General features: G+C 37.2%; 25 protein-coding genes. 17 read left to right on the top strand and 8 right to left on the bottom strand.

The genetic code is table 11. From position 1 onward, the window contains the following. Window positions 1–5 precede the first annotated feature (5 nt). Window positions 6–1421, top strand: a complete 1416-nt coding sequence (gene selA / locus AC3A54_RS10680) for an L-seryl-tRNA(Sec) selenium transferase (RefSeq protein ID WP_487654447.1) — start codon at window positions 6–8, stop codon at window positions 1419–1421. Between the two features lie 23 nt (window positions 1422–1444). Here the strand turns inward: selA and AC3A54_RS10675 are convergent, their stop codons facing one another. Then, on the bottom strand, window positions 1445–1582 hold the full coding sequence (locus AC3A54_RS10675; RefSeq protein WP_088087701.1) for a small acid-soluble spore protein P: 138 nt from the start codon (window positions 1580–1582) through the stop codon (window positions 1445–1447). A 111-nt stretch (window positions 1583–1693) separates the two neighbouring features. Here AC3A54_RS10675 and AC3A54_RS10670 point away from each other — a divergent pair, with 111 nt between their 5' ends. Beyond that, entirely contained in the window at window positions 1694–1963 is a 270-nt protein-coding gene (locus AC3A54_RS10670) for a hypothetical protein (RefSeq protein WP_308084042.1), read from the top strand. A gap of 57 nt (window positions 1964–2020) precedes the next feature. On the opposite strand, the gene sspO is transcribed toward AC3A54_RS10670, so the two are convergent. Next, window positions 2021–2173: a small acid-soluble spore protein SspO gene (gene sspO / locus AC3A54_RS10665; protein ID WP_307287702.1), complete on the bottom strand. Its 153-nt coding sequence runs from the start codon at window positions 2171–2173 to the stop codon at window positions 2021–2023. Window positions 2174–2505: 332 nt separating this feature from the next. Between sspO and acnA the strand changes: the two genes are divergently transcribed. Further along, window positions 2506–5211, top strand: a complete 2706-nt coding sequence (gene acnA / locus AC3A54_RS10660) for an aconitate hydratase AcnA (RefSeq protein WP_487654446.1) — start codon at window positions 2506–2508, stop codon at window positions 5209–5211. Window positions 5212–5549: 338 nt separating this feature from the next. After that, window positions 5550–7265 (top strand): ribosomal protection-like ABC-F family protein, encoded by a 1716-nt coding sequence (abc-f, locus tag AC3A54_RS10655; RefSeq protein ID WP_487654445.1) that lies wholly within the window; start codon window positions 5550–5552, stop codon window positions 7263–7265. Between the two features lie 178 nt (window positions 7266–7443). Here the strand turns inward: abc-f and AC3A54_RS10650 are convergent, their stop codons facing one another. Beyond that, window positions 7444–8481 carry an NAD-dependent epimerase/dehydratase family protein gene (locus AC3A54_RS10650; protein ID WP_487654444.1) on the bottom strand — a complete coding sequence of 346 codons (1038 nt, stop codon included), beginning with the start codon at window positions 8479–8481 and terminating at the stop codon, window positions 7444–7446. A 183-nt stretch (window positions 8482–8664) separates the two neighbouring features. Here AC3A54_RS10650 and mtnA point away from each other — a divergent pair, with 183 nt between their 5' ends. The 9 genes from mtnA (at window position 8665) to AC3A54_RS10605 (ending at window position 15557) form a co-directional block, all read left to right on the top strand. Beyond that, window positions 8665–9711 (top strand): S-methyl-5-thioribose-1-phosphate isomerase, encoded by a 1047-nt coding sequence (gene mtnA / locus AC3A54_RS10645; RefSeq protein WP_487654443.1) that lies wholly within the window; start codon window positions 8665–8667, stop codon window positions 9709–9711. 24 nt (window positions 9712–9735) lie between these two features. Continuing rightward, on the top strand, window positions 9736–10530 hold the full coding sequence (locus AC3A54_RS10640; RefSeq protein WP_487654442.1) for a class II aldolase/adducin family protein: 795 nt from the start codon (window positions 9736–9738) through the stop codon (window positions 10528–10530). A gap of 348 nt (window positions 10531–10878) precedes the next feature. Next, on the top strand, window positions 10879–11415 hold the full coding sequence (locus AC3A54_RS10635; protein WP_308084035.1) for a redoxin domain-containing protein: 537 nt from the start codon (window positions 10879–10881) through the stop codon (window positions 11413–11415). Window positions 11416–11571: 156 nt separating this feature from the next. Then, window positions 11572–11703 (top strand): FbpB family small basic protein, encoded by a 132-nt coding sequence (locus AC3A54_RS10630; protein WP_160723454.1) that lies wholly within the window; start codon window positions 11572–11574, stop codon window positions 11701–11703. A 68-nt stretch (window positions 11704–11771) separates the two neighbouring features. Next, on the top strand, window positions 11772–11912 hold the full coding sequence (locus tag AC3A54_RS10625; RefSeq protein ID WP_335527850.1) for an acid-soluble spore protein N: 141 nt from the start codon (window positions 11772–11774) through the stop codon (window positions 11910–11912). 139 nt (window positions 11913–12051) lie between these two features. Continuing rightward, window positions 12052–12282, top strand: a complete 231-nt coding sequence (tlp, locus tag AC3A54_RS10620) for a small acid-soluble spore protein Tlp (RefSeq protein ID WP_308084033.1) — start codon at window positions 12052–12054, stop codon at window positions 12280–12282. 132 nt (window positions 12283–12414) lie between these two features. Further along, complete coding sequence (locus tag AC3A54_RS10615; protein ID WP_487654441.1) at window positions 12415–14751, top strand: AAA family ATPase; 2337 nt, start codon at window positions 12415–12417, stop codon at window positions 14749–14751. Window positions 14752–14773: 22 nt separating this feature from the next. Next, window positions 14774–15202 (top strand): acyl-CoA thioesterase, encoded by a 429-nt coding sequence (locus AC3A54_RS10610; RefSeq protein ID WP_374121050.1) that lies wholly within the window; start codon window positions 14774–14776, stop codon window positions 15200–15202. Between the two features lie 58 nt (window positions 15203–15260). Continuing rightward, the gene (locus AC3A54_RS10605; RefSeq protein WP_335546643.1) at window positions 15261–15557 is read left to right on the top strand and encodes a hypothetical protein; all 297 of its coding nucleotides are present in this window, start codon (window positions 15261–15263) and stop codon (window positions 15555–15557) included. A gap of 40 nt (window positions 15558–15597) precedes the next feature. On the opposite strand, the gene AC3A54_RS10600 is transcribed toward AC3A54_RS10605, so the two are convergent. The 5 genes from AC3A54_RS10600 to plsY all read right to left on the bottom strand — a co-directional run bounded on the left by AC3A54_RS10600 (window position 15598) and on the right by plsY (window position 19304). After that, window positions 15598–15888: a HesB/YadR/YfhF family protein gene (locus AC3A54_RS10600; RefSeq protein WP_487654440.1), complete on the bottom strand. Its 291-nt coding sequence runs from the start codon at window positions 15886–15888 to the stop codon at window positions 15598–15600. A 74-nt stretch (window positions 15889–15962) separates the two neighbouring features. Then, the gene (locus AC3A54_RS10595; RefSeq protein ID WP_487654439.1) at window positions 15963–16754 is read right to left on the bottom strand and encodes a CPBP family intramembrane glutamic endopeptidase; all 792 of its coding nucleotides are present in this window, start codon (window positions 16752–16754) and stop codon (window positions 15963–15965) included. A gap of 48 nt (window positions 16755–16802) precedes the next feature. Then, on the bottom strand, window positions 16803–17951 hold the full coding sequence (locus AC3A54_RS10590; protein ID WP_487654438.1) for a CapA family protein: 1149 nt from the start codon (window positions 17949–17951) through the stop codon (window positions 16803–16805). 467 nt (window positions 17952–18418) lie between these two features. Further along, entirely contained in the window at window positions 18419–18595 is a 177-nt protein-coding gene (locus AC3A54_RS10585; RefSeq protein ID WP_487654437.1) for a hypothetical protein, read from the bottom strand. A 124-nt stretch (window positions 18596–18719) separates the two neighbouring features. Further along, window positions 18720–19304: a glycerol-3-phosphate 1-O-acyltransferase PlsY gene (plsY, locus tag AC3A54_RS10580; protein ID WP_487654436.1), complete on the bottom strand. Its 585-nt coding sequence runs from the start codon at window positions 19302–19304 to the stop codon at window positions 18720–18722. A 181-nt stretch (window positions 19305–19485) separates the two neighbouring features. Between plsY and AC3A54_RS10575 the strand changes: the two genes are divergently transcribed. The 4 genes from AC3A54_RS10575 to AC3A54_RS10560 all read left to right on the top strand — a co-directional run bounded on the left by AC3A54_RS10575 (window position 19486) and on the right by AC3A54_RS10560 (window position 24099). Next, window positions 19486–21225, top strand: a complete 1740-nt coding sequence (locus AC3A54_RS10575) for a glycosyl hydrolase family 18 protein (protein WP_487654435.1) — start codon at window positions 19486–19488, stop codon at window positions 21223–21225. 261 nt (window positions 21226–21486) lie between these two features. Next, complete coding sequence (locus AC3A54_RS10570; RefSeq protein WP_487654434.1) at window positions 21487–22407, top strand: diguanylate cyclase; 921 nt, start codon at window positions 21487–21489, stop codon at window positions 22405–22407. Between the two features lie 72 nt (window positions 22408–22479). Beyond that, complete coding sequence (locus AC3A54_RS10565) at window positions 22480–23349, top strand: sensor histidine kinase (RefSeq protein WP_487654433.1); 870 nt, start codon at window positions 22480–22482, stop codon at window positions 23347–23349. A gap of 333 nt (window positions 23350–23682) precedes the next feature. Then, window positions 23683–24099 (top strand): CoA-binding protein, encoded by a 417-nt coding sequence (locus tag AC3A54_RS10560; RefSeq protein ID WP_487654432.1) that lies wholly within the window; start codon window positions 23683–23685, stop codon window positions 24097–24099. Window positions 24100–24188 lie beyond the last annotated feature (89 nt).

Below are 24188 nucleotides of genomic sequence, written 5' to 3'. Positions count from 1 at the left end.
TTAAGGTGAAACAATGGTTACGTTCCATACCTGCAGTGCATGAACTTCAAAATCTTGAGAGGTTTTTATATCTCCTTAAAGTAAGCCAGTTGGATTCTGCTCAGCTTACAAAACAATTAAAAGAAGTACTCGATGATATAAGGACTGCTCTAATAGAGGATAGATGGCCAGGTTCTATCCCTGGAACAAACTCTTTTATAGATGATTTATTTCTCATTTTGGAAAATAAATTAGAAAAACAATTTTCCTTTACTATAGAAAAAGTAATTAATGCAACGGGGACTATCCTACATACCAATCTTGGCAGGGCAAGATTAAGCGAGAATGCCATCAATCATGTCGTTGAAACCGCTCGGAATTACTCCAATCTTGAGTATAAGTTAAAAGAAGGGGAAAGAGGTTCACGTCACAGTCATGTTGAAGCACTTATTAAGGAAATTACCGGCGCAGAGGCAGCAATGGTTGTAAATAACAATGCCTCCGCTGTTTATCTTGTCCTAAGAGCACTAGCGAAAAATAAAGAGGTCATCGTTTCAAGGGGACAGCTTGTTGAAATTGGTGGATCCTTTAGAATTTCATCTATTATGGAGGAAAGCGGTGCAATCTTAAAAGAAGTAGGGACAACCAATAAGACACATCTTTTTGATTACGAAGATGCGGTTACTTCTGAGACAGCGATCATTATGAAGGTCCATACAAGTAATTTTAAGGTGATTGGCTTTACAAAGTCTGTGGAAACAGAGGAACTTATTGCACTATCGAAAAGCCATGAAGATGCTATTTTCTATGAGGACTTAGGTAGTGGGGCCCTCTATGACTTCAGAAAACATGGAATTGGAGAAGAACCGGTTGTAAAAGAGGTCATCGAAATGGGGGCAGATATTGTTACTTTTAGTGGCGATAAGCTTCTTGGTGGTCCGCAAGCAGGCATAATTGCAGGCAAGAAAGAAATCATTGATAAATTAAAGAAACATCAGTTAGCACGGGTGGTTCGAGTCGATAAGATGACTTTAGCAGCACTTGAGGGTACACTAATTGATTATGCACGAGGTGAAAATGCCTTGCGAAATATTCCGGTCATTCGTGATTTATTAGTTTCTATTCATGAATTAGACGAAAGATGCCATTCTTTTGTTACCAGATTGTTACAAAGGACAAAGAGATATGAGACAAAAATTTTCAAAGACATTAGTCAAGTAGGTGGGGGAACCATGCCTGATGTCGAGTTGCCAACATTGGTAATAGCCCTTAAACATGATACCTTTACATCCGAACAGCTTGGCAGAAAGTTAAGAACGGAATGCAAGCCAGCTATTGTAGGACGAATCCAAAAAGATGAGTTTATTATCGATCTTAGAACCGTAACAGTTGAAGAAGAGAGCAATTTATTAGATGCTTTAGTATATGTGGACCCCTCTTAAAAAGAGGGGTTTATTTAATAAATTTACATATCATGATGTGTATTATGTTTTGCACGGGTATGGTTGCGATTCTTAACTTTATGAGAACCGCTTAAGGGTTCTGGCTGCCCCGATTGTTTTGGTGCATTTTTTCTCATGTCTTTGCCATCGTTTTTGTTCATTTTTCATCCCTCCTACATATTAGGATGCAAGGATTAAGTCTTTTTATGCTGAATAAATTTTGTTCTTCTGTGCAATTTAACGGTAAACAAAATTAAGGAGTGAAAAAGACAATGCAGAAATATCCTTACAACAAGGACAAGCAACAGGCATTTCAGGCAGCACAGCAAGGATATGAAGAGGTACAAGGATTTTTTAATCAAATTGTAAATGATAGTGCCAATTATGGCCACCAACTAAAGCATCTAAAGAACGAAGTAAATGAAGCATATCAGCAAATTGAAAATGCTTTGGAAGTTGCATCTGAACATCAACGTGCACAATTAGAGCGATTCCAGCAAGATTTACAAAGTATTGTAGCCGAAGTAAATCAGACTGAATAAGGCATTAAACAAAAAAGGGGTCTCGTCCCACTGCTTCAGTGGACGAGACCCCTTTTTTTATTGATTTTTCTTCCGCTTTTTATTGTTCATTTTTTCTTTTACACTTAATCCTTGTTCACTTGCTAGTTCCTCATTAAATCCGGCACCATTTCCTTGTCCCTTAGCAGCATTGGCACCAGGAATGACATGGTTTGACTTGCGTTTCGCCATCTTTTACTCACCTCCTGATAGTGTTACTATTTCCTTTAGACGTTGAAAAATGACAATCAATTGGTTTTTTGAGATAATATTAACGAAAAATTTGATTTTCACGATTTCTGAATTCACTTATGACCAATAAGATTTTCGAAATATTCCGAACAAAATACATAAAAAAACATAAGAAAAACTTATCAATCACAATAACTTTCTTGTTATTTACTTATGTAAAAGGTTGTATTAAGATTAGAATTGTGAGAAAAGTGAAGATGGATGGGAAAATTCAAACTTTTCGACTTTTCATTAAACTTGTATTATGATGACGAACGAGGGGGTTTTTACACATGGTAAAAAATGATGTATTTAATGCGCGTTCTTCTTTTGAAGTAAACGGCAAACGCTACCACTATTACCGTTTAGCAGCATTGGAAGAAGCAGGCATTGGTAATGTTACCAAATTGCCTTATTCTGTAAAAGTATTACTTGAATCTGTTTTACGCCAATATGATGGCCGTGTAATCACAAAAGAGCATGTTGAAAACTTAGCAAAATGGGGAACAGCAGAGCTTAATGAGGTGGATGTACCATTTAAGCCTTCACGTGTTATCCTCCAAGACTTCACTGGTGTTCCAGCAGTAGTAGACCTTGCTTCTTTAAGAAAAGCAATGGCTGACCTTGGTGGAGATCCAGATAAAATCAACCCTGAAAAAACAGTTGATCTTGTTATTGACCACTCTGTACAAGTTGATGCATATGGTTCAGCTGATTCATTAAAAGTAAACATGGATCTAGAATTCGAACGTAACGCAGAGCGCTACCAATTCTTAAGTTGGGCTCAAAAGTCATTCAATAACTACCGTGCAGTTCCACCAGCAACTGGTATCGTTCATCAAGTAAACCTTGAATACTTAGCAGACGTTGTTCATGTTGCTGAAACTGACGGCGAACTTGAAGCATATCCAGATACATTAGTAGGAACTGATTCACATACTACCATGATTAACGGTCTTGGTGTTCTAGGATGGGGCGTAGGTGGTATCGAAGCAGAAGCAGGTATGCTTGGACAGCCTTCATATTTCCCTGTTCCTGAAGTAGTAGGGGTTAAATTAACTGGTGAGCTTCCAAACGGAGCTACTGCAACTGATTTAGCTTTAAAAGTTACTCAAGTACTTCGCAGTAATGGAGTAGTTGGTAAATTTGTTGAATTCTTTGGACCTGGTGTATCAGTACTTCCACTTGCTGACCGTGCAACTATTGCCAACATGGCCCCTGAATATGGTGCTACTTGCGGTTTCTTCCCGGTTGACGGTGAAGCAATTGAGTACTTACGCTTAACTGGCCGTGAAGAAGAACAAATTCATGTTGTTGAACAGTATTGCAAAGCAAATAGCTTGTTCTTTGATGCATCTTTTGAACCTGTTTATTCAAATGTGGTTGAAATTGATCTTTCAGTAATTGAACCAAATCTTTCTGGTCCTAAGCGTCCGCAAGATTTAATTCCACTTTCAAAAATGAAAGAGGAATTCACAAAAGCTGTTTCTGCACCACAAGGAAACCAAGGTTTCGGTTTACATGCTGACGAACTTGCAAAAGAAGCAACAATTAAATTCAATAACGGTGATGAAGCTGCCATTAAAACAGGTGCAGTTGCGATTGCTTCTATCACTAGCTGTACAAATACTTCCAACCCATATGTTCTTGTTGGAGCAGGACTTGTTGCGAAGAAGGCTGTTGAGCTTGGAATGGAAGTTCCTAAATTTGTAAAAACTTCTTTAGCACCTGGTTCAAAGGTTGTAACTGGATACCTTCGTGATTCTGGTTTACTTCCATATTTAGAACAAATTGGTTTTAACCTTGTTGGTTACGGCTGTACAACATGTATCGGTAACTCCGGTCCATTAAAAGAAGAAATCGAAAAAACTATCGCTGAAAACGATCTTTTAGTTACATCTGTTCTTTCAGGTAACCGTAACTTTGAAGGCCGTATTCACCCGCTTGTAAAAGCTAACTACCTTGCTTCTCCACCACTTGTGGTTGCATATGCCCTTGCTGGAACAGTTAATATTGATTTCGGCTCTGAAGCAATTGGTAAAGATAAAGACGGTAACGATGTATTCTTCAAGGATATTTGGCCATCAACTGCTGAAGTAAATGATGTAGTTAAACGTACTGTCACTCCTGAATTATTCCGTAGAGAATACGAGAATGTGTTCGGTGATAACGAACGTTGGAACGAAATTAAAACTAGCAATGAGCCATTATACACTTGGGATGAAGATTCAACTTATATTGCTAACCCACCATTCTTTGAAGGTTTATCACCAGAACCTGGTACGGTTGAACCTTTAGCAGGACTTCGTGTTGTTGGGAAGTTTGGTGACTCTGTTACAACGGACCACATTTCACCTGCAGGAGCAATTGGTAAAAATACTCCAGCTGGTAAATACCTATTAGAAAAAGGCGTTCAACCGCGTGATTTTAACTCTTACGGTTCCCGTCGTGGTAACCACGAAGTTATGATGCGTGGAACGTTTGCAAACATTCGTATCCGTAACCAAATCGCACCTGGTACAGAAGGTGGTTTCACAACTTACTGGCCAACAGGCGAAGTTACTTCCATTTACGATGCTTGCATGAAGTACAAAGAAAATGGCACTGGACTAATGGTTCTTGCTGGTAAAGATTACGGAATGGGCTCATCTCGTGACTGGGCTGCTAAAGGAACAAACCTTTTAGGTATTAAAACTGTCCTTGCAGAAAGCTTCGAGCGTATCCACCGTTCAAACCTAGTATTAATGGGTGTGCTTCCACTTCAATTCAAGGATGGCGATAGCGCTGAAACTCTTGGATTAACTGGTAAAGAGACATTTGAAGTACAAGTAGACGAAAATGTAAGACCACGTGATCTTCTAAAAGTTACAGCTACTGACGAAGCTGGTAACAAGAAAGAATTCGAAGTTCTTGTTCGTTTCGATTCTGAAGTTGAAATTGACTACTATCGTCACGGTGGAATTCTACCAATGGTTCTACGTGAAAAATTACAAGCTTAATAAAAAAACACCATGCCAATTGGCATGGTGTTTTTTCTCCATCTTTCGTAGGAAGTGTTTGACAATATCAATGAACCTCTAATAAAATGAATCTAACAAACGAAAAGGAATGATTAAGTACCGATGAAGTTATAATCTTATTTTTCAGTACATGATTCGAAAAACGAAAAATGTTGAACCTGAAGAATAGGATTAATCTGTCCTTTTTTATGTCCTGATCGTACATGTATAACAATGCAAACCTTTAAACAGGTTTATTTGTTGTCTCGTTTTTACGGGAATTCATGATATTTTTAGACATAAATCTCTCTTTCAGGTTCATTGAAGGGAGTTTTTTTATGCTTATAAATCAAAAAACAATATTAAAAGTTACTGGTTTAGATAAAAACTTTCAATTACGAAAGGTATTAGACCAGATTCATTTTGAAATCAAAAACGGGGAAAGAATCGGTCTGGTTGGCTATAATGGCACTGGAAAAACAACTTTGGCAAATATTCTCTTCGGAAAAATACTACCTGATCAAGGACACATCGAAAAGCGAGAGGATTTAAAAATTGGGTACCTTTCGCAATCGATTGATTATGAAATGAACGATTTTCACGAGTCAATATTCGGGAGTGCCAATAATACGATGTACCAGCATACGAAAGAGCTTGGGCTCAAGAAAGTCTATGATTGGGAGGAAACACGCCTATCCCATCTAAGCGGTGGAGAAAAATTAAAGCTTGCCTTATCTATGATTTGGTCATCCAAACCAGATTTCTTAATTCTAGATGAACCCACTAATCATTTAGATTTTACAGGGATTGAATGGCTGGTGTCCGAATTAGAAAAATTCCATGGGCCAGTTTTGATTATCTCCCATGACCGACATTTTTTAGACAGAACGGTTAAACGTATATTTGAATTAGAAAATAGTAAGATTCATTTTTACAATGGGAACTACAGCAACTACCGGAAAGAAAAACAACAACGAATGGAGGCGCACCGGCACCAATATAATGTACAACAAAGTCAAATAGAATCAGTTGAAAAGCAAATGGAACAGCTAAAGTCTTGGTCTGATAAGGCACACCAGACCTCAACCAAGCAAAGTAGGGATCACGGATATAAGGAATACCACCGAGCAAAAGCGAAAAAAAGAGATAATCAAGTCAAATCTAAAATGAAACGGTTGCAGAATGAATTAGAGAAAAATAAGATTGAGAAACCGCTTGACGAAGCAGCAGTTAGATTTCAATTTGAGAATCAAGGAAAAAGAGGGAGACGAATTATTGAGGCAAAGAATCTTGGAAAAGGTTTCACAGACGGTACTCTTTTTCATGAAACCCAATTCTACATTAATCATGGAGAACGGATTGGACTGTTAGGTGAAAATGGCTGTGGGAAGTCAACTTTACTAAAAATGATATTAGATCAGGAGAGCGTCTCATTTGGGGAACTGTGGAGGAGTGACTCTATACAGATTGCCTATTTGAGCCAGGATGTAGCTGACTTGCCAGTAGAAAAAACGGCGATCGAGGCCTTGGATTTTACAGATAGGGAAAGTATTCTTAAGGCTAGGACTTTGCTTGCCAATTTAGGGTTAAAGGAAGCTTTTATTACAAAGCCTATTTCTACATTAAGCTTAGGAGAACGGACGAGAGTCAAGCTTGTGGAGATGTTAATGAAGGAATATGATGTTCTCATTTTAGATGAGCCTACCAATCACTTGGATTTACCTAGTAGAGAGCAGCTTGAAAGGACGTTAGCTGATTTTACTGGGACAATAATTACTGTGTCACATGATTATTATTTTCTTAATAAACTGTGTGATCGATTGTTGGTGTTTGAAGGCAAACAAATAAAGCGAGTGGAAATGAAGCCTGAGGAGTATTTAAATAAAAATGAGAAGGGGGGACAAAGTTCTAAGGAACAACTTTTAATTATTGAAAACAGAATTGCTTCTATTCTGGGTGAATTATCAACGATCGATCAAAAAGATTCGAAATATCTTGTTTTAGACCAGGAATTCAATGAACTTCTTAAACAAAAACGAAATTTTAACAACTAAAAACCTGAAGAGAGCCTAAATATATGCTCTCTTCAGGTTTTTTTCATAGTTTATTTGCGGTAACTTCATTCTTATTTGCGAAAAAGTATATTTTATTTGCGTAAAACATGCTTTTATTTGCGATAAATCGCCCTTTATTTGCGTAAAGCATCCTTTTATTTGCGTACCACAATTTCCCTTAATTTTTAGCCATTAACGAAAGTAGCTCTTTCTCTCTTTCTGCTCGCATTCCTGATTTCCACTCATCCTGAGCTATATGTCGAGTCTTTTCCCACTCATAAATATCCGATATGCTCTCGTCCAGCATCCTGAACGTAAGTCCACTTTTCACTGCCTTATTATTATTGATTGAAAAAGTACCCTTCCAAGGCTTTTCAAGTTCAGGAGATAGTGGGGCATTTTCTGGAACCCATAAAGGCATTTCAGTCCAAGGTGCAACCTTTTGTTCAAGCAGGAACTCCTCATCAGCCCATACAATTTCAGCATCAGAACCAGTAACTCTTAAGCATGCGTCTATGAATTGTTTCATCGTTAGAGGATAATCAGGTCCTGTTGCATTAAACGTTCCAGAGGTACTATCTGTCATCATCTTCAAAATCCACTTCGAAAGGTCTTTGTTATCTATTAGCTGTACTCGTCGGTTCTCATTTCCGGGCACTAACACGTTTCCACCCTTTGCCACCCTATGTACCCAATAAGGAATACGATCTGTATAGTCATTAGGACCAATTAATTGCCCAGCTCGTACATTCAATACTCTGCCAGGCATATTCATTTCTGCAATCCTTTCGCATAATGCTTTAAAATGTCCGTAATACTCATAAACAGGACCATTCACATCCTTTGAAAGCTCATTTGATTTCTCAAAAGACATGTCTAACACAGGATAGGTTTCATCTAAATTTTCTGGTACCCAGTCCTGATATACGGAGATACTGGAAATAAATGAATACTGGTTAACATGATCCTTTAATAACTCAGTTGATTTTTTTACGGTAGAAGGAATAAAACCGCTAGTATCCAAAACCGTATCCCAATAGCGGTTTTTAAGCTCGCACAAGTCTCCAAACCGATCGCCAGTAATGATTTCAACATCCTTAAGACCTACGTTTTGATACCCACGATTAAAAATCGTAACTTCATGATTTTGAGATAATGCTTCTTCAACGAATGTTCTCCCTAAAAATCTGCTTCCGCCTAAAACTAGTATTTTCAAAAATAATCATCTCCTCTCACATACTTCATCTTAACAAATTTCTTGATAATTCTGTTAATGATAAGAAATCTAATTTTCAATTATGAAAGTATTGCATATGTCATGAATATTGTTAAAATTACAAAGGTAGTAGTACTTTTAAAAATACAATACTTCTGAGTGAACAATGAGGAGATGTTTTTTATGGAACACGCTTTTTTACAATCCGTATCTTATGATAATGGGATATTAAAAATATTAGATCAAACCAAAATTCCAAATGTTACAGAATTTCTTGAAATTACTAAAATTGAAGATGCATGGGACGCCATTAAACAATTAAAGGTTCGTGGTGCACCGGCAATCGGAATAGCCGCTGCTTATGGACTAGTAGTGGGAATAAAGGATGCGCCTGAGAATTCCTTCGACGATTTTTATACTTATTTTAAAAAGCAAGCTGATTATTTAGCTACCTCACGGCCAACTGCGGTCAACTTATTTTGGGCGTTAAAGCGGATGGATGAGCGTGCACAAAAAGAGAAAGACCAACCTGTTCAACAAATAAAAGCTGCACTCGAAAATGAAGCACATACCATCCGTAATGAGGACGAAGAGGTTTGCCGAACAATCGGAGAACATGCGTTAACACTATTAAATGATGGAATGGGCGTCCTTACCCATTGTAATGCAGGCGGAATTGCAACCGCAAGATATGGAACAGCTCTAGCACCCCTATACCTGGCAAAAGAAAAAGGTTGGAATATCAAAGTATTTGCAGATGAAACAAGACCGCTTCTACAGGGTGCTCGTTTGACAGCCTGGGAACTTATGCAAGCTGGAATTGATGTCACTCTAATCACTGATAATATGGCTGCAATGGTTATGCAAAAAGGTTGGGTGCAAGCAGTTATTGTGGGATGTGACCGAGTAGCTGCGAATGGTGACATAGCAAATAAAATTGGAACCTATGGAGTAGCGTTATTAGCTAAAGCCCATAATATCCCGTTCTATGTAGCTGCACCTATTTCAACAATCGATTTAGAAACTAAAACTGGGGATGAAATCCCGATTGAAGAACGCGAGGCGGCTGAAATTACTGAAGGTTTTGGAAAAAGAACGGCTCCCGAGGGTGTGAAGGTATTTAATCCAGCTTTTGATGTGACGCCACATGAGCTTGTAACAGCTATTATAACAGAAAAGGGAATCCTAACAGGAAATTACCAAGAAGAGCTTCCAAAACTTTTTAAATGAAAAAAGTGGAAAGCGGGTATGTACATGATTTCTGAAATTAAATATAAAAAACAAATTTGTGAAATTGGAAAAAGGATCTATGACAAAGGGTTTGTTGCTGCAAACGATGGAAACATTTCGATTCGGCTTAGTGAGGATGAATTTCTTATCACCCCTACAGGTGTTAGTAAAGGTTTTATGACACCAGAAGTGATCGTCAAAGTGAATGCGGCGGGTGAAGTATTGGAGGGGGACTACCGTCCGACTTCTGAAATGAAAATGCATATGCTTGTGTACCAAGAGAGGCCTGACATACAAGCTATTGTGCATGTACATCCACCCTATGCCACTGCGTTTGCTATAGCAGGAATCCCTTTAGATCAAGCCATAATGCCAGAGTCTGTAGTCTATCTTGGTACCATTCCTGTGGCAGAGTATGGGACCCCTTCAACGGAAGAAGTGCCAAATGCGGTGAAGAAATATGTGTACGACCATCAAGGGGTCTTATTAGAAAACCACGGAGCGTTAACATGGGGAAGAGACCTTGAACATGCCTATTTCCTAATGGAATCGATGGAATTTACCGCGAAAATTAATTGGATCGCCAAGCAATTAAACGGGGATCGGGAGTTATCAAAGAAACATGTTCAAACTTTAGTTGACATGAAAACTAAAATGGGTATAAAAGGAAATTCGCCCATTGGTGTTGATACTGAACTTGGAGTTCATGCAACGAAACGTATTCCTACAATGGAAAAAAACTTATCAAAACAGGATCTTCAGACGATTGTTGAGAACGTAACAAAAAATATATTGGACGAGTTAAAGAAACATTTGTAGGTAGGAAGCAAGCCATTTGTGCTTGCTTTTTCCTTTTTTCCTTCCTATCATTTAAGTTTATGGCTATGTTAAAGTTGTCTGTTGATTTCCGTTCCAGGCACTTCGCTTTCCGCGGGCGTTCCGGGAGCCTCCTCGTCGTTCCTCCTGCGGGGTCTCCCGAGACCGCTACTCCCGCAGGAGTCTTCGTGCCTTCCACTCCAATCAACAGGGTATAAAAATCAACAATGTTCTTTAACACAGACAAGTTTATAAAATTGTCACAGTTTCGGCATATCCCAGTTTTGTTTCAACTGAGTTTATAGTGTAAAATCGATGTAGCAGATTAAGAAACAAAAGGAGGAGTCGGGGATGATAAAGAAAATAATTGCTGCCGTTGTTTTGGTTTCTCTCCTAACAGTAGCAATTGTACAAGCAATGGATAAAAAGACAGAGGCACCAGAAACGACCAGTCAAGCTACTGCTAATAAAGAAGGTCTATCGATAGGAGCAAAAGCACCCGATTTTGAATTAAAAACATTAACAGGTGAAACCGTGAAGCTCTCCGACTTAAAAGGGAAAAAAGTTATGCTTAACTTCTGGGCTACCTGGTGTCCACCATGTAAAGCAGAAATGCCTGAAATGGAGCAATTTTCTAAGCAGGCTGGAGATGATGTCGTTATTCTTGCAGTTAACATTGACCCACAACTGGATGTCCAAGGTTTTGTTAACGAAAACAAGATTACCTTCCCCGTCCTCTTAGATGCTGAAGACAAAGTGAATGAAGCCTATCAGGTATTATCTATCCCAACCACGTATTTTATTAACTCAAAAGGGGTTATTAAAAATAAATTTACGGGATCAATGAACCTAGATGTGATGAAGGACTTTACCGAAAAATTAAAATAGTACTGAAGACATTGGTTTTGGCCGATGTCTTTTTTCTTTCCCTTCTATCAAATAAAAGAAAAAACTCTTTTTAATTAATTTTCAAAAAGTTGTAATAATTGAAACCGTTTCCGGGCATAATAACTGTTACAATAGGAAATAAGGAAGGTGATACTAATGAGAAAACCTAGAAAACGCTCATTTGCAGAACTTGTTTTAGAAAATAAATCACAACTATTAAAAGATCGTGCTGCAATGGAAAAAATTGAACAGCGCCTAGAAGAAAAGCGTCTCGGAAAAGCTGAGTAACCTCAAAAGTTTACCAATTATGTTTTCCATCCTTATGGACAAAATGTTACTAAGGAGGGATAGCAACTATGGGTAAAGGATATCAAACAAAACGTTTTCAACCAGACCATGTTGGAACACAACCACGTGGATTCAGTGGGAATAAGGGAAAAAAAATGAATGATACTTCAGGAAAACACGCTCAGGTAATTCAAACTAAGGGCGAATAATAGATGAATGGATAAGGCCTACTATTCAGTGGGTCTTTTTTATGCTAATGTTAAAATTTCATTTTTTTCTCTGTGATATTTTTTTGCTACCGTTACAAACTATATCTGTAGTAAAAACATTCTAAGGAGGAATTTGACAATGGCCTACAATAACAAACCAAATCCTGATGATCGTAGCGATAATGTAGAGAAACTTCAATCAATGATTCATAATACAATTGAAAATATGGAAGCGGCTGAAGAATCGCTTGCTTTTACCGACAGTGAGCAACAGCGCCAACAAATCGAATCGAAAAATCAACGGAGACGTGAAAGTATCGACTCATTCCGCTCAGAAATCAAAGACGAAGCCCAAAATCAACAAAGCTAAAGATTAAGAAGAAGAACCTGTTCCGTTTTTGGACAGGTTCTTTTTTCACCTATATTGCCTCCTTAGTACAGGATATTTCTTTTGCTTAGACTTGTTATGGTAAGATAGAAGGGAAATTTTTAAAAAGAAGTGATGACCTTGAAACAACTAACTAATCAACGAACTCCATATACGGAACAAATTAAACAGTGGGAAAAGGAACTTAACGAAACCGGTGACCTTTCTAATGAAAGTCAGCTTATTAGTGCAATCAGTCAGGAAACGGATCCTAAATCCCTATCCAAGCTTTTAACTCTCGGGGCACGATCAAGGCAAGGTCGGGATAAAGGGGATACTTTAGCAGCTGTTTGGTATGCAAAAGCCCTCGAACTTGACCCTGAAAACCAAAGGGCAAAGGAATTTAGCATTCAATCTGACTGGAAGAAAATGAAGGATTTTCTGGCTACACTTTCGTTCCCTCCTATAAGAGAAACTGATAACCGTACGGCCAAGAAAAAAACAGCTGAGCAGTACATAGATATTTGCCAAAGCTTTTTAAACGCATCAGAAGAACAATTGAAGGATTTACAAACAAAAGTAGACATAGCTTCCACGATGGTGAATAAACAGCTTTTTCTTAAATACCAGAAACTATCTGAATTACTATTGACTGCCATAGAGGAAACAGGAAGTCTGTTAAAAGCAGCGAAAGAATATGATCAATCAATTACCGGCGTATTCCATACATCTACTTTTTTTGAGGATTTAAAATTGCACATGGCCAACGTTGATGAAATAAAAAGAACGTGGGAGCAGCAATTTCTTGAAGAACAACCCTCGGAAATCACAGCAGAAAACGCATTGGATGAATTAAATAGTATGATTGGAATGGATTTAGTTAAAAAACGCGTGAATGATTTTTACCGATTCCTAAAATACCAGAAGCAACGTAAAGAGCTTGGTTTTCAAGTTAAAGATGAACTAAGTTTAAATATGATCCTAACAGGAAACCCCGGAACTGGTAAAACAACACTTGCTCGTTTATTGGCAAAAATTTATTATGAGTTGGGCGTCCTTCCACGGGAAGAAGTAATTGAGACAGACCGCTCGCAATTAGTCGGGGGCTTTGTAGGACAAACAGAGGAAAATGTTCGATCTATCGTTGAAAAGTCCATTGGCGGTGTATTATTTATTGATGAAGCCTATAGCTTAAAACGCGAGGGGCAAACGGGAAATGATTATGGTCAATCTGCCATTGATACCCTGGTTTCACTGATGACCGGAAGTGAATACGGTGGAAGGTTTGCGGTCATTTTAGCTGGGTATCCTGAAGAAATGCGCTCGTTCATAGATGCCAATCCTGGATTACGCAGCCGTTTTCCTCAATCAAATTTTATCCATTTACCTAATTATTCGAACGATGAGTTAATTCAGATAGCCGAAAAAGTGGCCTTAGACAACGATTATCTTCTTACTGAGGAATCAAAAAGCGAAATTGAGCTTCGGCTTGAACAAGAACGAGTGGATGAAACTTTTGGAAATGCGAGAACAGCACGAAATATTGTTTTAGATGCCATTTTTAAAAAGGGGTCAGAAAAGCAATCTGTAGAAAATGATCTTTTAGATTATATGCTCCTTAACAAAGAAGATTTTCGTTTGGAAAAAGAGCACAGCACAGATTCACCACAGGAGAAACTGGACCAGCTCATTGGTCTTAACGCCTTAAAAGAAGAAATGAGATCATTAATATCGTTTGTAAAAATGCAACAGTTTAGAAGAAAACAGGGATTACCGACAGTACCCATTCAACTTCATTCTGTATTTACCGGAAATCCTGGTACAGGTAAAACAACTGTGGCTAAAATTTATGCTGAGTACTTAAAAGAATGCGGGATTCTAAAACGAGGGCACCTTATTGTAGCTAGCAGGGCAGATTTTGTTGCTGGTTATGTAGGTCAAACTGCCGGGAAAACAAAGAAAAAGATTAAGGAAGCACTAGGTGGTGTGTTATTCATTGACGAAGCATATTCTCTTCTTAGTCATTCAAACAGTGATTTCGGGAAAGAAGTTATTGATACACTAGTCGATGAAATGACAAAGCAAAACGAAAACCTTGTGGTTGTCTTAGCAGGTTACCCAAATGAAATGGATCAGCTCTTAGAGAGCAATCCAGGGCTTCGCTCAAGGTTTAAAAAATACTTCCTATTCCCTGATTACTCTTCAGAAGAGCTACTTGAAATTATGGCCACTTATGCTGAAAGCTTTCAATACCACTTAACTGAGGATGCAAAGAAGCGATTGTTTGAGACAATTGAAACAGAAGATTCCAGAGGGAACGGACGTTTTGCTACAAACGTGGTGGATGAAATGATTCAAGCACAGGCTTCACGGCTAATGAATTTAGAACAGGATCAGGAACTTATAGAAAAATCAATGTTCCTTGAAGCAGAAGATGTTAATGAAGCCTTAAGTAAAATAAAAAAATATTAAAGTAATGAGAGGAACGTTGTCCGTGGAGAACTTTTTTATTTCAACAAGGGAGATTCAACTTTATTATGCAGACACAGATATGATGGGTGTCATTTACCATGCAAATTATTTAAAGTTTTTTGAGCTAGGCAGAACAGGGTTTATTGAAGATCTTGGCTATAATTACTTAGCAATGGAAGAGTCTGGTTACTATGCTCCCGTATATGATATTCAAATCACTTACAAAAAACCGTTACGCTATGGCGATAAGGCCTTTGTTAAAACGTGGGTAGAGTTAAACGATGGAATAAAAACGATTTATGGATATACGATTATTAATGGGAACGAAGAAATATGTGCAGAAGGAAAGTCTACGCATATTATTGTTAAAAAGGATAATTTCAGACCTACCTCCTTTAAAAAAGCCTTCCCAGAATGGTATTTAAAATATGAGGAAGTAAAGAAAAAATAACTGAGGGCTCTTCGAAAAAGCACTTATTTCCTAGATAGTTAAAGTTTGGGGTGACGTAGTGGCATTCGGTATTAAGAGACAGGAAATTATAGATTGGAAAAGAAAAATTGACAGGGGAGAAATTGCTTTTTTAACTCATTATTGGCTGGATGACCGCTTTCCGGGAGCAAATACCGTAACTAAGGTAGGTTGTCAAGATCTTGAAAAACTTGCTGCCTGGGGTAAAAGGTATGGTTTAAAAAAGGAATGGATTCATTACAGAAAAGATGGGTATTCTCATTTTGATTTAATTGGAGATAGGGGTAAAGAAGTTTTACAAAGGGCGGGCTTAACAGAGCATATATGGAGTGAATAAATAGAGGCTGGCTCATCAATGAGTCAACCTCTATTGCTTTTTATTTATGATAGTTAAAAATAGGTTCTTCATACGTTTCTTGATAGTCAATTGTTAAATCATGATTATCAAAGAACCATACATCCTTTTCTTCAATAAAGAAGACAATTCCGTCAACCTCAGTTTTTGTACCAATATCTATGGGTTCGTCTGTTGAGATTCCTAAAGAAAAACCACTTTGTACTGTGCTGCATCCTCCGTACCGAGCAAAAAAGCGAACATAATCACCATTTTTAAGACTTAGTTCTCTTTTGTACCATGCTACAGCCTCATTTGTAATATGTATATTCATGTAAGAGACTCCTTTCTAGCTGCTAATCATTTTATTATATAAGAAAAGCGGATGAGAATCGAATGATTCGAATTTTATAACGGCAAAACTACCCAGCCAAGAAGTAATAAAAGGATCGTAATGATGCTATGAATAATAAAGGAAGGGAGTAAACTCTTTGATTTAACAGTGACGAAGCCAAATACAACACCCAATAGGAAATAGAACAAACTTATTTTTATCGAGTAACCAAACATCGTTGTATATAGCCCATAAGCAGCACTACTTAGTAAGATACCCATACGCTTGCTGCTCATTCGGATAAACTGCGGACATAATATTCCCCGCCACAATAATTCTTCTAAAAGCGAATTCAATCCAGAAAATAGTAGAATCAAACTGATCTTTAAGATAGTCCATTCTCCCGCCTTCACTACAAGGACAAGAATTACACTTAACACAAGCAGCGTTAGTATGAAATAAAAAAGCTGAAAGAAGGAGATCGAGACTTGGCTGGTTATTTGAATGGGTGAATTCCTTATTAAGCTTATGTAAGAATAGCCAGTAGGCTTATTGAATTTCTTTGTCACATAGGTTATTAGTAAAATTGGGATTGTCCATAACAATTGACTTATTAATACAAGTGCAAAAGGCGATAGCGGGTACGCACCGATAAAATGGTCTACGTAGCCAATGAGTAAATTACCTAGAAAAAATGCAACGATCAACCAGACAAATAGCCGGTTGTTTTCCTTAAAGAAAGTAACCAGTATTAGTAAACCTAAAAGAATTATAAAAAAAAGCGAATAAAAACTTCTTGTAAAAAGGAAGGACATAATAGTAAATAATCCACCTAACAACAAACCTTTAGAGTATCTAGTGTCCATACCTATTTCTCCTTTCTCACAATTTGTTCATTAGAAAAAAGCCCCGTCTTAACGGAGCCATTGTTTCATATGTTGTTGAATTTCCTTGTATTTTGCATCTGCATTCGAAAGCCCAAATGTTGCTGCATGCTCTAATGGAACAACCTTAAAGTGGTGATATTTTTGACTAGTGACATAGGTTGGAAAGAAGAGTGGATTCGAAATTTCGATTGTTGTCCCTTTGTCTGTAATTTGTTTAGTTACATCGATAGTGGCTAAACCGCCAATGTCTTTATAATTATTATTCTGAGCAGAAATAAAGTTGCCTAATGAATAAACCACAAATGCTTTCCTGCCATCAGTTGTGTTGAGCCATTCCATAGGTTGAAGGACATGAGGATGAGAGCCAAATATGATATCCACACCTTCATTTGCCAAGAAACGCGCTAAATCCTTTTGATTATTGGTAGGAATTCGTTGATACTCAATCCCCCAATGGATGCTCATCACGACTATATCCGCTGCATTTCTTGCTCGATGGATTTCTCCCTTCATTTTCTCACGGTCAATCAAGTTGACAAGAAAATCCTTCCCTTTGGGTAAGGGAATTCCATTTGTTCCGTATGTGTAAGAAAGGAAGCAGATTTTAATTCCATTTTTATTTATAATCCTTAAATTTTGTTGATCCTTATCATCTATAAAGCTCCCCACATATGGTAATCCTATACTTTGTAAGTAGGCAGCTTCTGATTGAACTCCTTTAAACCCTCTATCTAATGTATGGTTATTGGCGGTTGAAACGATATCGACACCTGTATGAATGAGGGCATCAGCTACCTCATGGGGACTATTAAAATTAGGGTAACCTGAAAGTCCCAGTTCCAAGCCTCCTAGCATGCTTTCTTGATTTGCTGTTAAAATGTCTGGTTTTTCTAATAGCGCTTTCATATTTTCAAACATTGGATCGAAATAATAATCTTTTCCATTGAAGGCATCTTGGTAGACTACATCGTGGATCAGTATATCCCCAATTGCTCCAATCGTTACTTTTTCAATCAGCTTTCGATTTGTTAGTTGGAAAGGCCGCGTACTATGATTTTTTGAAGGATAATTTTTCTTTTCGTTTTTTACTTTTTGCTCATTCACGAAGAGAATAGAGGCAAGAGTGGTACAAATAATAATAATTAAAACAGAGGTAATAAAAGCTTTCTTTCTCATAAATTTCTCCTTGTATGAGCTTGTTCAGGCAAATTATTTTCGTACTCCTTGATAATACTATAATATATTAGTATGATTTTTTAAATTTTTATTTGGACAAAGAATAAGAAGATAGGGGCGTGAATCTGATGTTTCGTATTACAGGGAATGCTCATAAGATATTACAGGATTCAATAAACAAAGAAAAAAAGACGGAGAATGAAATACTTTATATCCGATTAAGCATGGGAATTGGTTGAGGTGGGCCAAAATTAAATCTGTCTCTGGAAGAGCGGAAAATTCAAGGGGATCTTACTTTTGAGTTCGATGACCTAACTATCCTTATTCATGAAAAAGAGTTTGTTTACTTCGATCACACAAAGCTCGATTATATTGACGATGTATTAGGAAATAAAAAATTCCATCTATTAAGAATGTAGGAAAAAGGCTGGCCCATTAAAAGTCAACCTTTTTCTAAAAATAAATCTTTATGACTCTTCTAATTCATCAAGAAACTGAAGTAATTCCTCAAAATTTCTAGTAACTTTTATCTGAGAACAGTCTGTTCCTTCCTCAGGGTTCATAAACTCGACAATAAAGTCATTTACATCAGTGCTCTCTGAAACAACGGTTGAAAAAATAAGTTCTTGTTTAACAATTTGCAATTTTATCCCCCTCATGAACTGACGCTTATTCCTACTTCTATTCTATAGGAAATAAAAGGGATATGACTGAAGGGATTTCGACATTTTTATGAAAAATGGCTATAAAAGAACCGATTCGGTTCCTTTATAGCCATTTAATTTTTGGTTCTGTCTTATTGACGATCCTCTTAATATTTGCCCGGTGGCGGTAAATGACAAATGATGCTAATAACGTTACAGCAATTAGTAACGGGACATTCCATATGACCAGTGCGTAAATGACTGCACAGAGACCTGCAATCATAGAGGATAACGAAACATATTTTGTTATGTACAGACTGAGAAAAAAGACAACCAAAACTGTGATAAACATAAATGGAGCACAGAGTAGTAAAACTCCTCCTGAAGTGGCAACCGCTTTACCTCCACGGAATCCCGCAAAAATTGGGTAAGTGTGACCAATAACAGCAAGGACACCAGCTAGTAATGGGTTAATGTCTACCTGAAAGAGGTAGGGTAAGGAAGCTGCTAAGGTTCCTTTCAAAATATCAGCAAGAGTAACGGCAATTCCAGCTTTCACTCCAAGTGTTCGAAAAGTGTTCGTGCCTCCTAAATTTCCGCTTCCGTGCTGACGAATATCGGTTTTATAAAACGTTTTACCAATGATTAACCCTGAGGGGATTGAGCCGAGCAAATAGGCAAGGATCAAGACTAATATAATTTGAACCATTCAAAATTTCTCCTTCGATAAAAGATCCAGTTCTTTTATTTTACCATGTATTGATTAAAAAACACTATTGCTTTCTTGATTAACTTTAATTATTAGTGAAGAAAGGGCTGAAAGAGACTCTAAAAATTCCTTCTCAATTGCAATAAGATACCTTAGGATAGAAATAAGGAGGAAGGGAAACATGGCGCGTCTAGAATATACAAAAAATAATAAACTATCAACTAAATGGATAATTGGCGGATTAATAAGTACTATTTTACTTATTATTTCTTCTATTTTTCTTATACTTTATCCATTTGCATCCACAGAGAAAATGACCTATTTTCAAGGTCAGCATCCAATCCTTTTCATGGGAAAGCAACAAGGAAATGCCCTTATTGAAGGAAAGACTTTGTATGTGCCACTTTCATTTGTGAAAAAAAATATTGATGACACGATCCATTATGATGAGAAATCAAAATCCGTTATTTTCACTTCAACAGATAAAGTAGTACAAATGCCAACTGATTCACTAAGTTATTATGTGAATCAAAAGCCAGTAAATTTACAACTTTCTCCCATTCTTACAAAGAATGGAGAACTGTATATAGCCCTTGATCCAATCCTTTCTTTTTACCCTCTTCAATATAAAACATTACCTGAAAGTGATGCGTTATGGATTCAACAGGATGGCGATCAATACGAGATTGGTAGGTTAACAGAGAAGGAAATTAATAAAGAGAAGCTTAGACTCCGCACAAAGACCACCTGGCAGTCACCATATGTCGCTGACATGAAATCGAAAGAAGAGATCATCATCGAGGGTGAAAAAGACGATTTTTATTTAGTTAGGAAAGCAAACGGTATTAGCGGCTATATTAAAAAAGAGTATGTCTCTAATGAGGATCACGTAAAGATTACCATAAAGCAGGAGCGGAAGTCATTTCAAATACCTAAAATAAATGGACCCATCCAGTTAACCTGGGAGGCCGTCTATACCAAGAATCCGGACATGTCGAAAATACCAGAAATGACTGGATTAAATGTTATTTCACCTACATGGTTCTCCCTTGCTAGCAATGATGGAGCAGTTAAAAACCTTGCCTCACTTGATTATAGTAAATGGGCACAAGGGAAGGGATATCAGGTTTGGGGTGTGTTTTCAAATTCTTTTGATCCTCAATTGACCCACGAAGCATTCAAAGATTTTGATACTAGAGCAACGATCATCCGGCAACTACTTCACTTTAGTCAGATGTATCAGCTTCAAGGGATGAACTTTGATATTGAAAATGTTAATCCTGAGGATGGACCATTAGTTACTCAATTTATGAGAGAGGCAGCGCCATACCTGCACGAAGCAGGCCTTGTCATTTCGATGGATATTACCTTCTCAGCGGGTGCTAACAACAACTGGTCTTCATTTTATGAAAGACCACAACTAGCCCAAATTGTCGACTACCTTATTGTTATGGCATATGATGAGCATACCAACGCCTCTTCAGGATCAGGGAGTGTGGCGAGTTTGCCATGGGTGGAACGAAACCTTGAAATACTTCTGACAGAAGTGCCAAAGGAAAAATTAATTCTTGGGGTTCCCTTATATGCAAGACTCTGGAAGGAACAAATGAATGCAGATGGTACGGTAGAAATAACCTCAAAGGCACTAGCGATGGATAAAGTGAAAGCGTGGCTGACTGAAAAAGGTCTACAGCCAAAATATGATGAAGAAAGCGGCCAAAACTACGCAGAATTTTATGCAGCAAATGAAAAAGCAACCTATAAAATTTGGATTGAGGATCAATTTTCATTGAATAAACGAGCGGAGCTGGCGATCAAATATGAACTCGCTGGGATTGGTACATGGTCTCGATTATTTGGGGATCAAACCGCTTGGACAGCATTAAATCTACTAGCTGATCGATCAGTGACGCAAAAATAGTCAAAGGGGTGGCACTCCTTTGATTATTTTTTTTTGCAATAACCGCTTTTTTCAAAGTAACTAAGAACAATTAGAGTCAATTTTATTACAAAAATATGAAGAATTTTCAAACCATTTGTTAACTCGTTGAAAGCAATGTATAGAGACCATATAATTTAGATAAAATCAGATAAACAAGCAAAAACCGGCCGATTTCAGACAAACAAATGGGTCGGTTTTCTTACATAACTCTCATTAAAAGAAGAAAGAGGTGATCATCATATGGCAAGAAATATCCCACAATATTTAACCTATCAATATCCTGATATTAAAGTGTTGTTAGTTGAAGAAGAAAAATTTTCTCGTGAGAAGCTTTTTCGTATTCTTAAGCGCCGTTTTACTACGCTTTTTGTTGCTAGTAACAGTGTAGAAGGTATAAAGCTCTATCAGCAATATAAACCTGACATAATCATCGTTGATATTACAATGGATCAGATGAGTCAGTTAGAAATGGTGCAAAGAATAAAAGAAATGAATGATAAAGTACAAGTAATTCTAACAACTAACCATGATGATAATGATATCTTTATTCACATGATTAAGGGTTACTCGAATCATATCATCCTAAAGCCCATAAATTTAGATTATTTCTTTCAAGCCATACAATCATCTGTGAACCAAATTCAATTGGAAAATGAAATTAAAAGCAAAGTAGCTGCCATCGATTACTTCCCAAATAGTATAAATCGTGTAAAGTTCCATGAATATCTGATAAATGAAATAAAACGTACCAGACAAGGTACGTACCCATTGTCTATTATTAAAATGGAAATCGACTTCTTTCAAAAGATTATTGATTGTTTTGGCAAGAATGCAGGTGAGGAAGTGTTAACTACCATTTCAACCATTATCCAACAGAGAATTAGAGAAAAGGATATTTTAGGTCATGGGAGAACTGATGAATTCTTCCTTTTGCTCCCGAATACTAAAGCAGATGATGCTGTTGATATTGCAGAGTCCCTTCGTTTTTTAATTGGGACCTTTGATTTTAAAAGTATTGGAAAGGTGACATGCAGCTTTGGAGTTACTGAATATTTAAACTGTAAATCAAAGATAGAATTACTAAACGAGGCAGAGATCGCTCTCCATGAGTCAAAAAAGAATGGACGTAATCGTGTAACATTATTCAGCAAAGCTCATTAAGAAGGTGTCCAATTGTTATTTTTGTATATAACACTATCCCTAACCATTTCCTTAATGGTGGTAATATTGTTCATGTGTTTTACTAAGATTCGTAAGTTGATGAATCAGCTAAAAACAAGTGAAAGTAATTATCAAGATCTAACAGAAAAGTATAACTTGAGGAATCAAAAATTTGAAATACGGATACAGGAAGAACTTGAAAAAAACAGGCAAAAAGATCTTCTATTAATCCGACATTCTAGATTTGCAGCAATAGGTGAAATGATTTCGAGCATGGGGCAACAATGGCTTCAACCCCTAAATAGTCTATCACTATTAATTCAGGATGTTAGAGAAGCACGTGAATTTAATGAAATTGATGATCAGTATATTGACCGCTTTACAGTGGAAGGTTTGGCTCAAATAAATGTAATGTCCGGTATAGTGAACGATTTACGGAAGTTTTACCAGCTAAATACCGAAAAAAGCTACTTCTCTGTTGGAGATTCGATTGAGGATGCATTAACTATGTTTTCCTCAAGCCTTAAAAATCATAATATCCAAGTGTCATTTGAATATAGGGGGCAACATATCGGATATGGTTATCCAAATGAATTTAGCCAGGTCATGGTCATTCTATTTTCAATCTTTCGAGATACCTTTGTGGATAAAAATATAAAAAAACGCAAATTGGTTATCAAATTAGAAGAATCAAAGGAATGCGTAATTGTAGAGGTCTTTGAAAATTCAGGTGGTATCGATCCCGCTCATATTCAGAAGATATTTGACCCGGATTTATCCACCCGTTCTGGTGGATCCGGATTGGACCATTATATAGCAAAAATGGTCCTTGAGAAAATGGATGGTCGAATTTCTGTTGAGAATACAAGCGATGGCACCAAATTTCAAATTGCTCTGCCAAGGTGTGCTGTTTCAACCGAACCAGAGGGTGTTTCCGTATAAATAATCTCGTTAGCTCCTGATTAAAGCAGGGGCTTTTTTAATTTATGCTGTTTTCGTAAAGATTGTTGTTATTCATACTTATGTTTACCAATTGTAGTCTCACATCATTTGACAATGTTTCTATTTTTTCGCTTACTCTGTCCAAAGTTGCCCGGCCTTTTGACAGTGTTTCTGTTTTTTTCGCCTGCACTGTCCGAAGTTGCATTTGATTCAGGATAAAAAAAGTACAGAGAGCAACAAAGCTTACGAAAAGAGCCTTAATTTAAAAGCGTTAAATTATGTTTTTAACTCCATTAACGGTAAAATAAAAGAAAAAAGCTAGGAGTGAGTATGATGACAGTTGAAATCCCAAGTCGCGAGGAACTAGGGGCAATTTTAAAAAAAGCAAAAAGAATTGCTGTTGTAGGTTTAAGCAATAACCCTGAACGTACCTCCTATCAGGTTTCTGCAGCCATGCAAAAGGCAGGCTATGAAATTATCCCCGTAAATCCTACCATTGATGGGGAAGTACTCGGTGTAAAAGCCGTCGCATCACTAAAGGATATCGAAGGACATATTGATATCGTAAACGTATTCCGTCGTTCTGAACAGTTATTTGATGTTGCAAAGGAATTTGCTGATATTGATGCAGAAATCTTTTGGGCCCAGCTTGGTCTTATCAATGAAGAAGCCTATACATTCCTTAAAGAAAAGGGATATACGGTTGTTATGGACCGCTGCATTAAAGTCGAGCATGCATTAACAAAATAATATTCAAAAAAACTGCTAATCATTAGCAGTTTTTTCTATTTTTTTGGGCAAAAAGCGAGGAAAATGATATGACAAATATATGTTGATTT

This window comes from Neobacillus sp. Soil_C_43 (assembly GCF_057656715.1).
The sequence above is the reverse complement of the archived record's forward strand: the minus strand, read 5'-3'. Positions and strand labels throughout refer to the sequence as shown.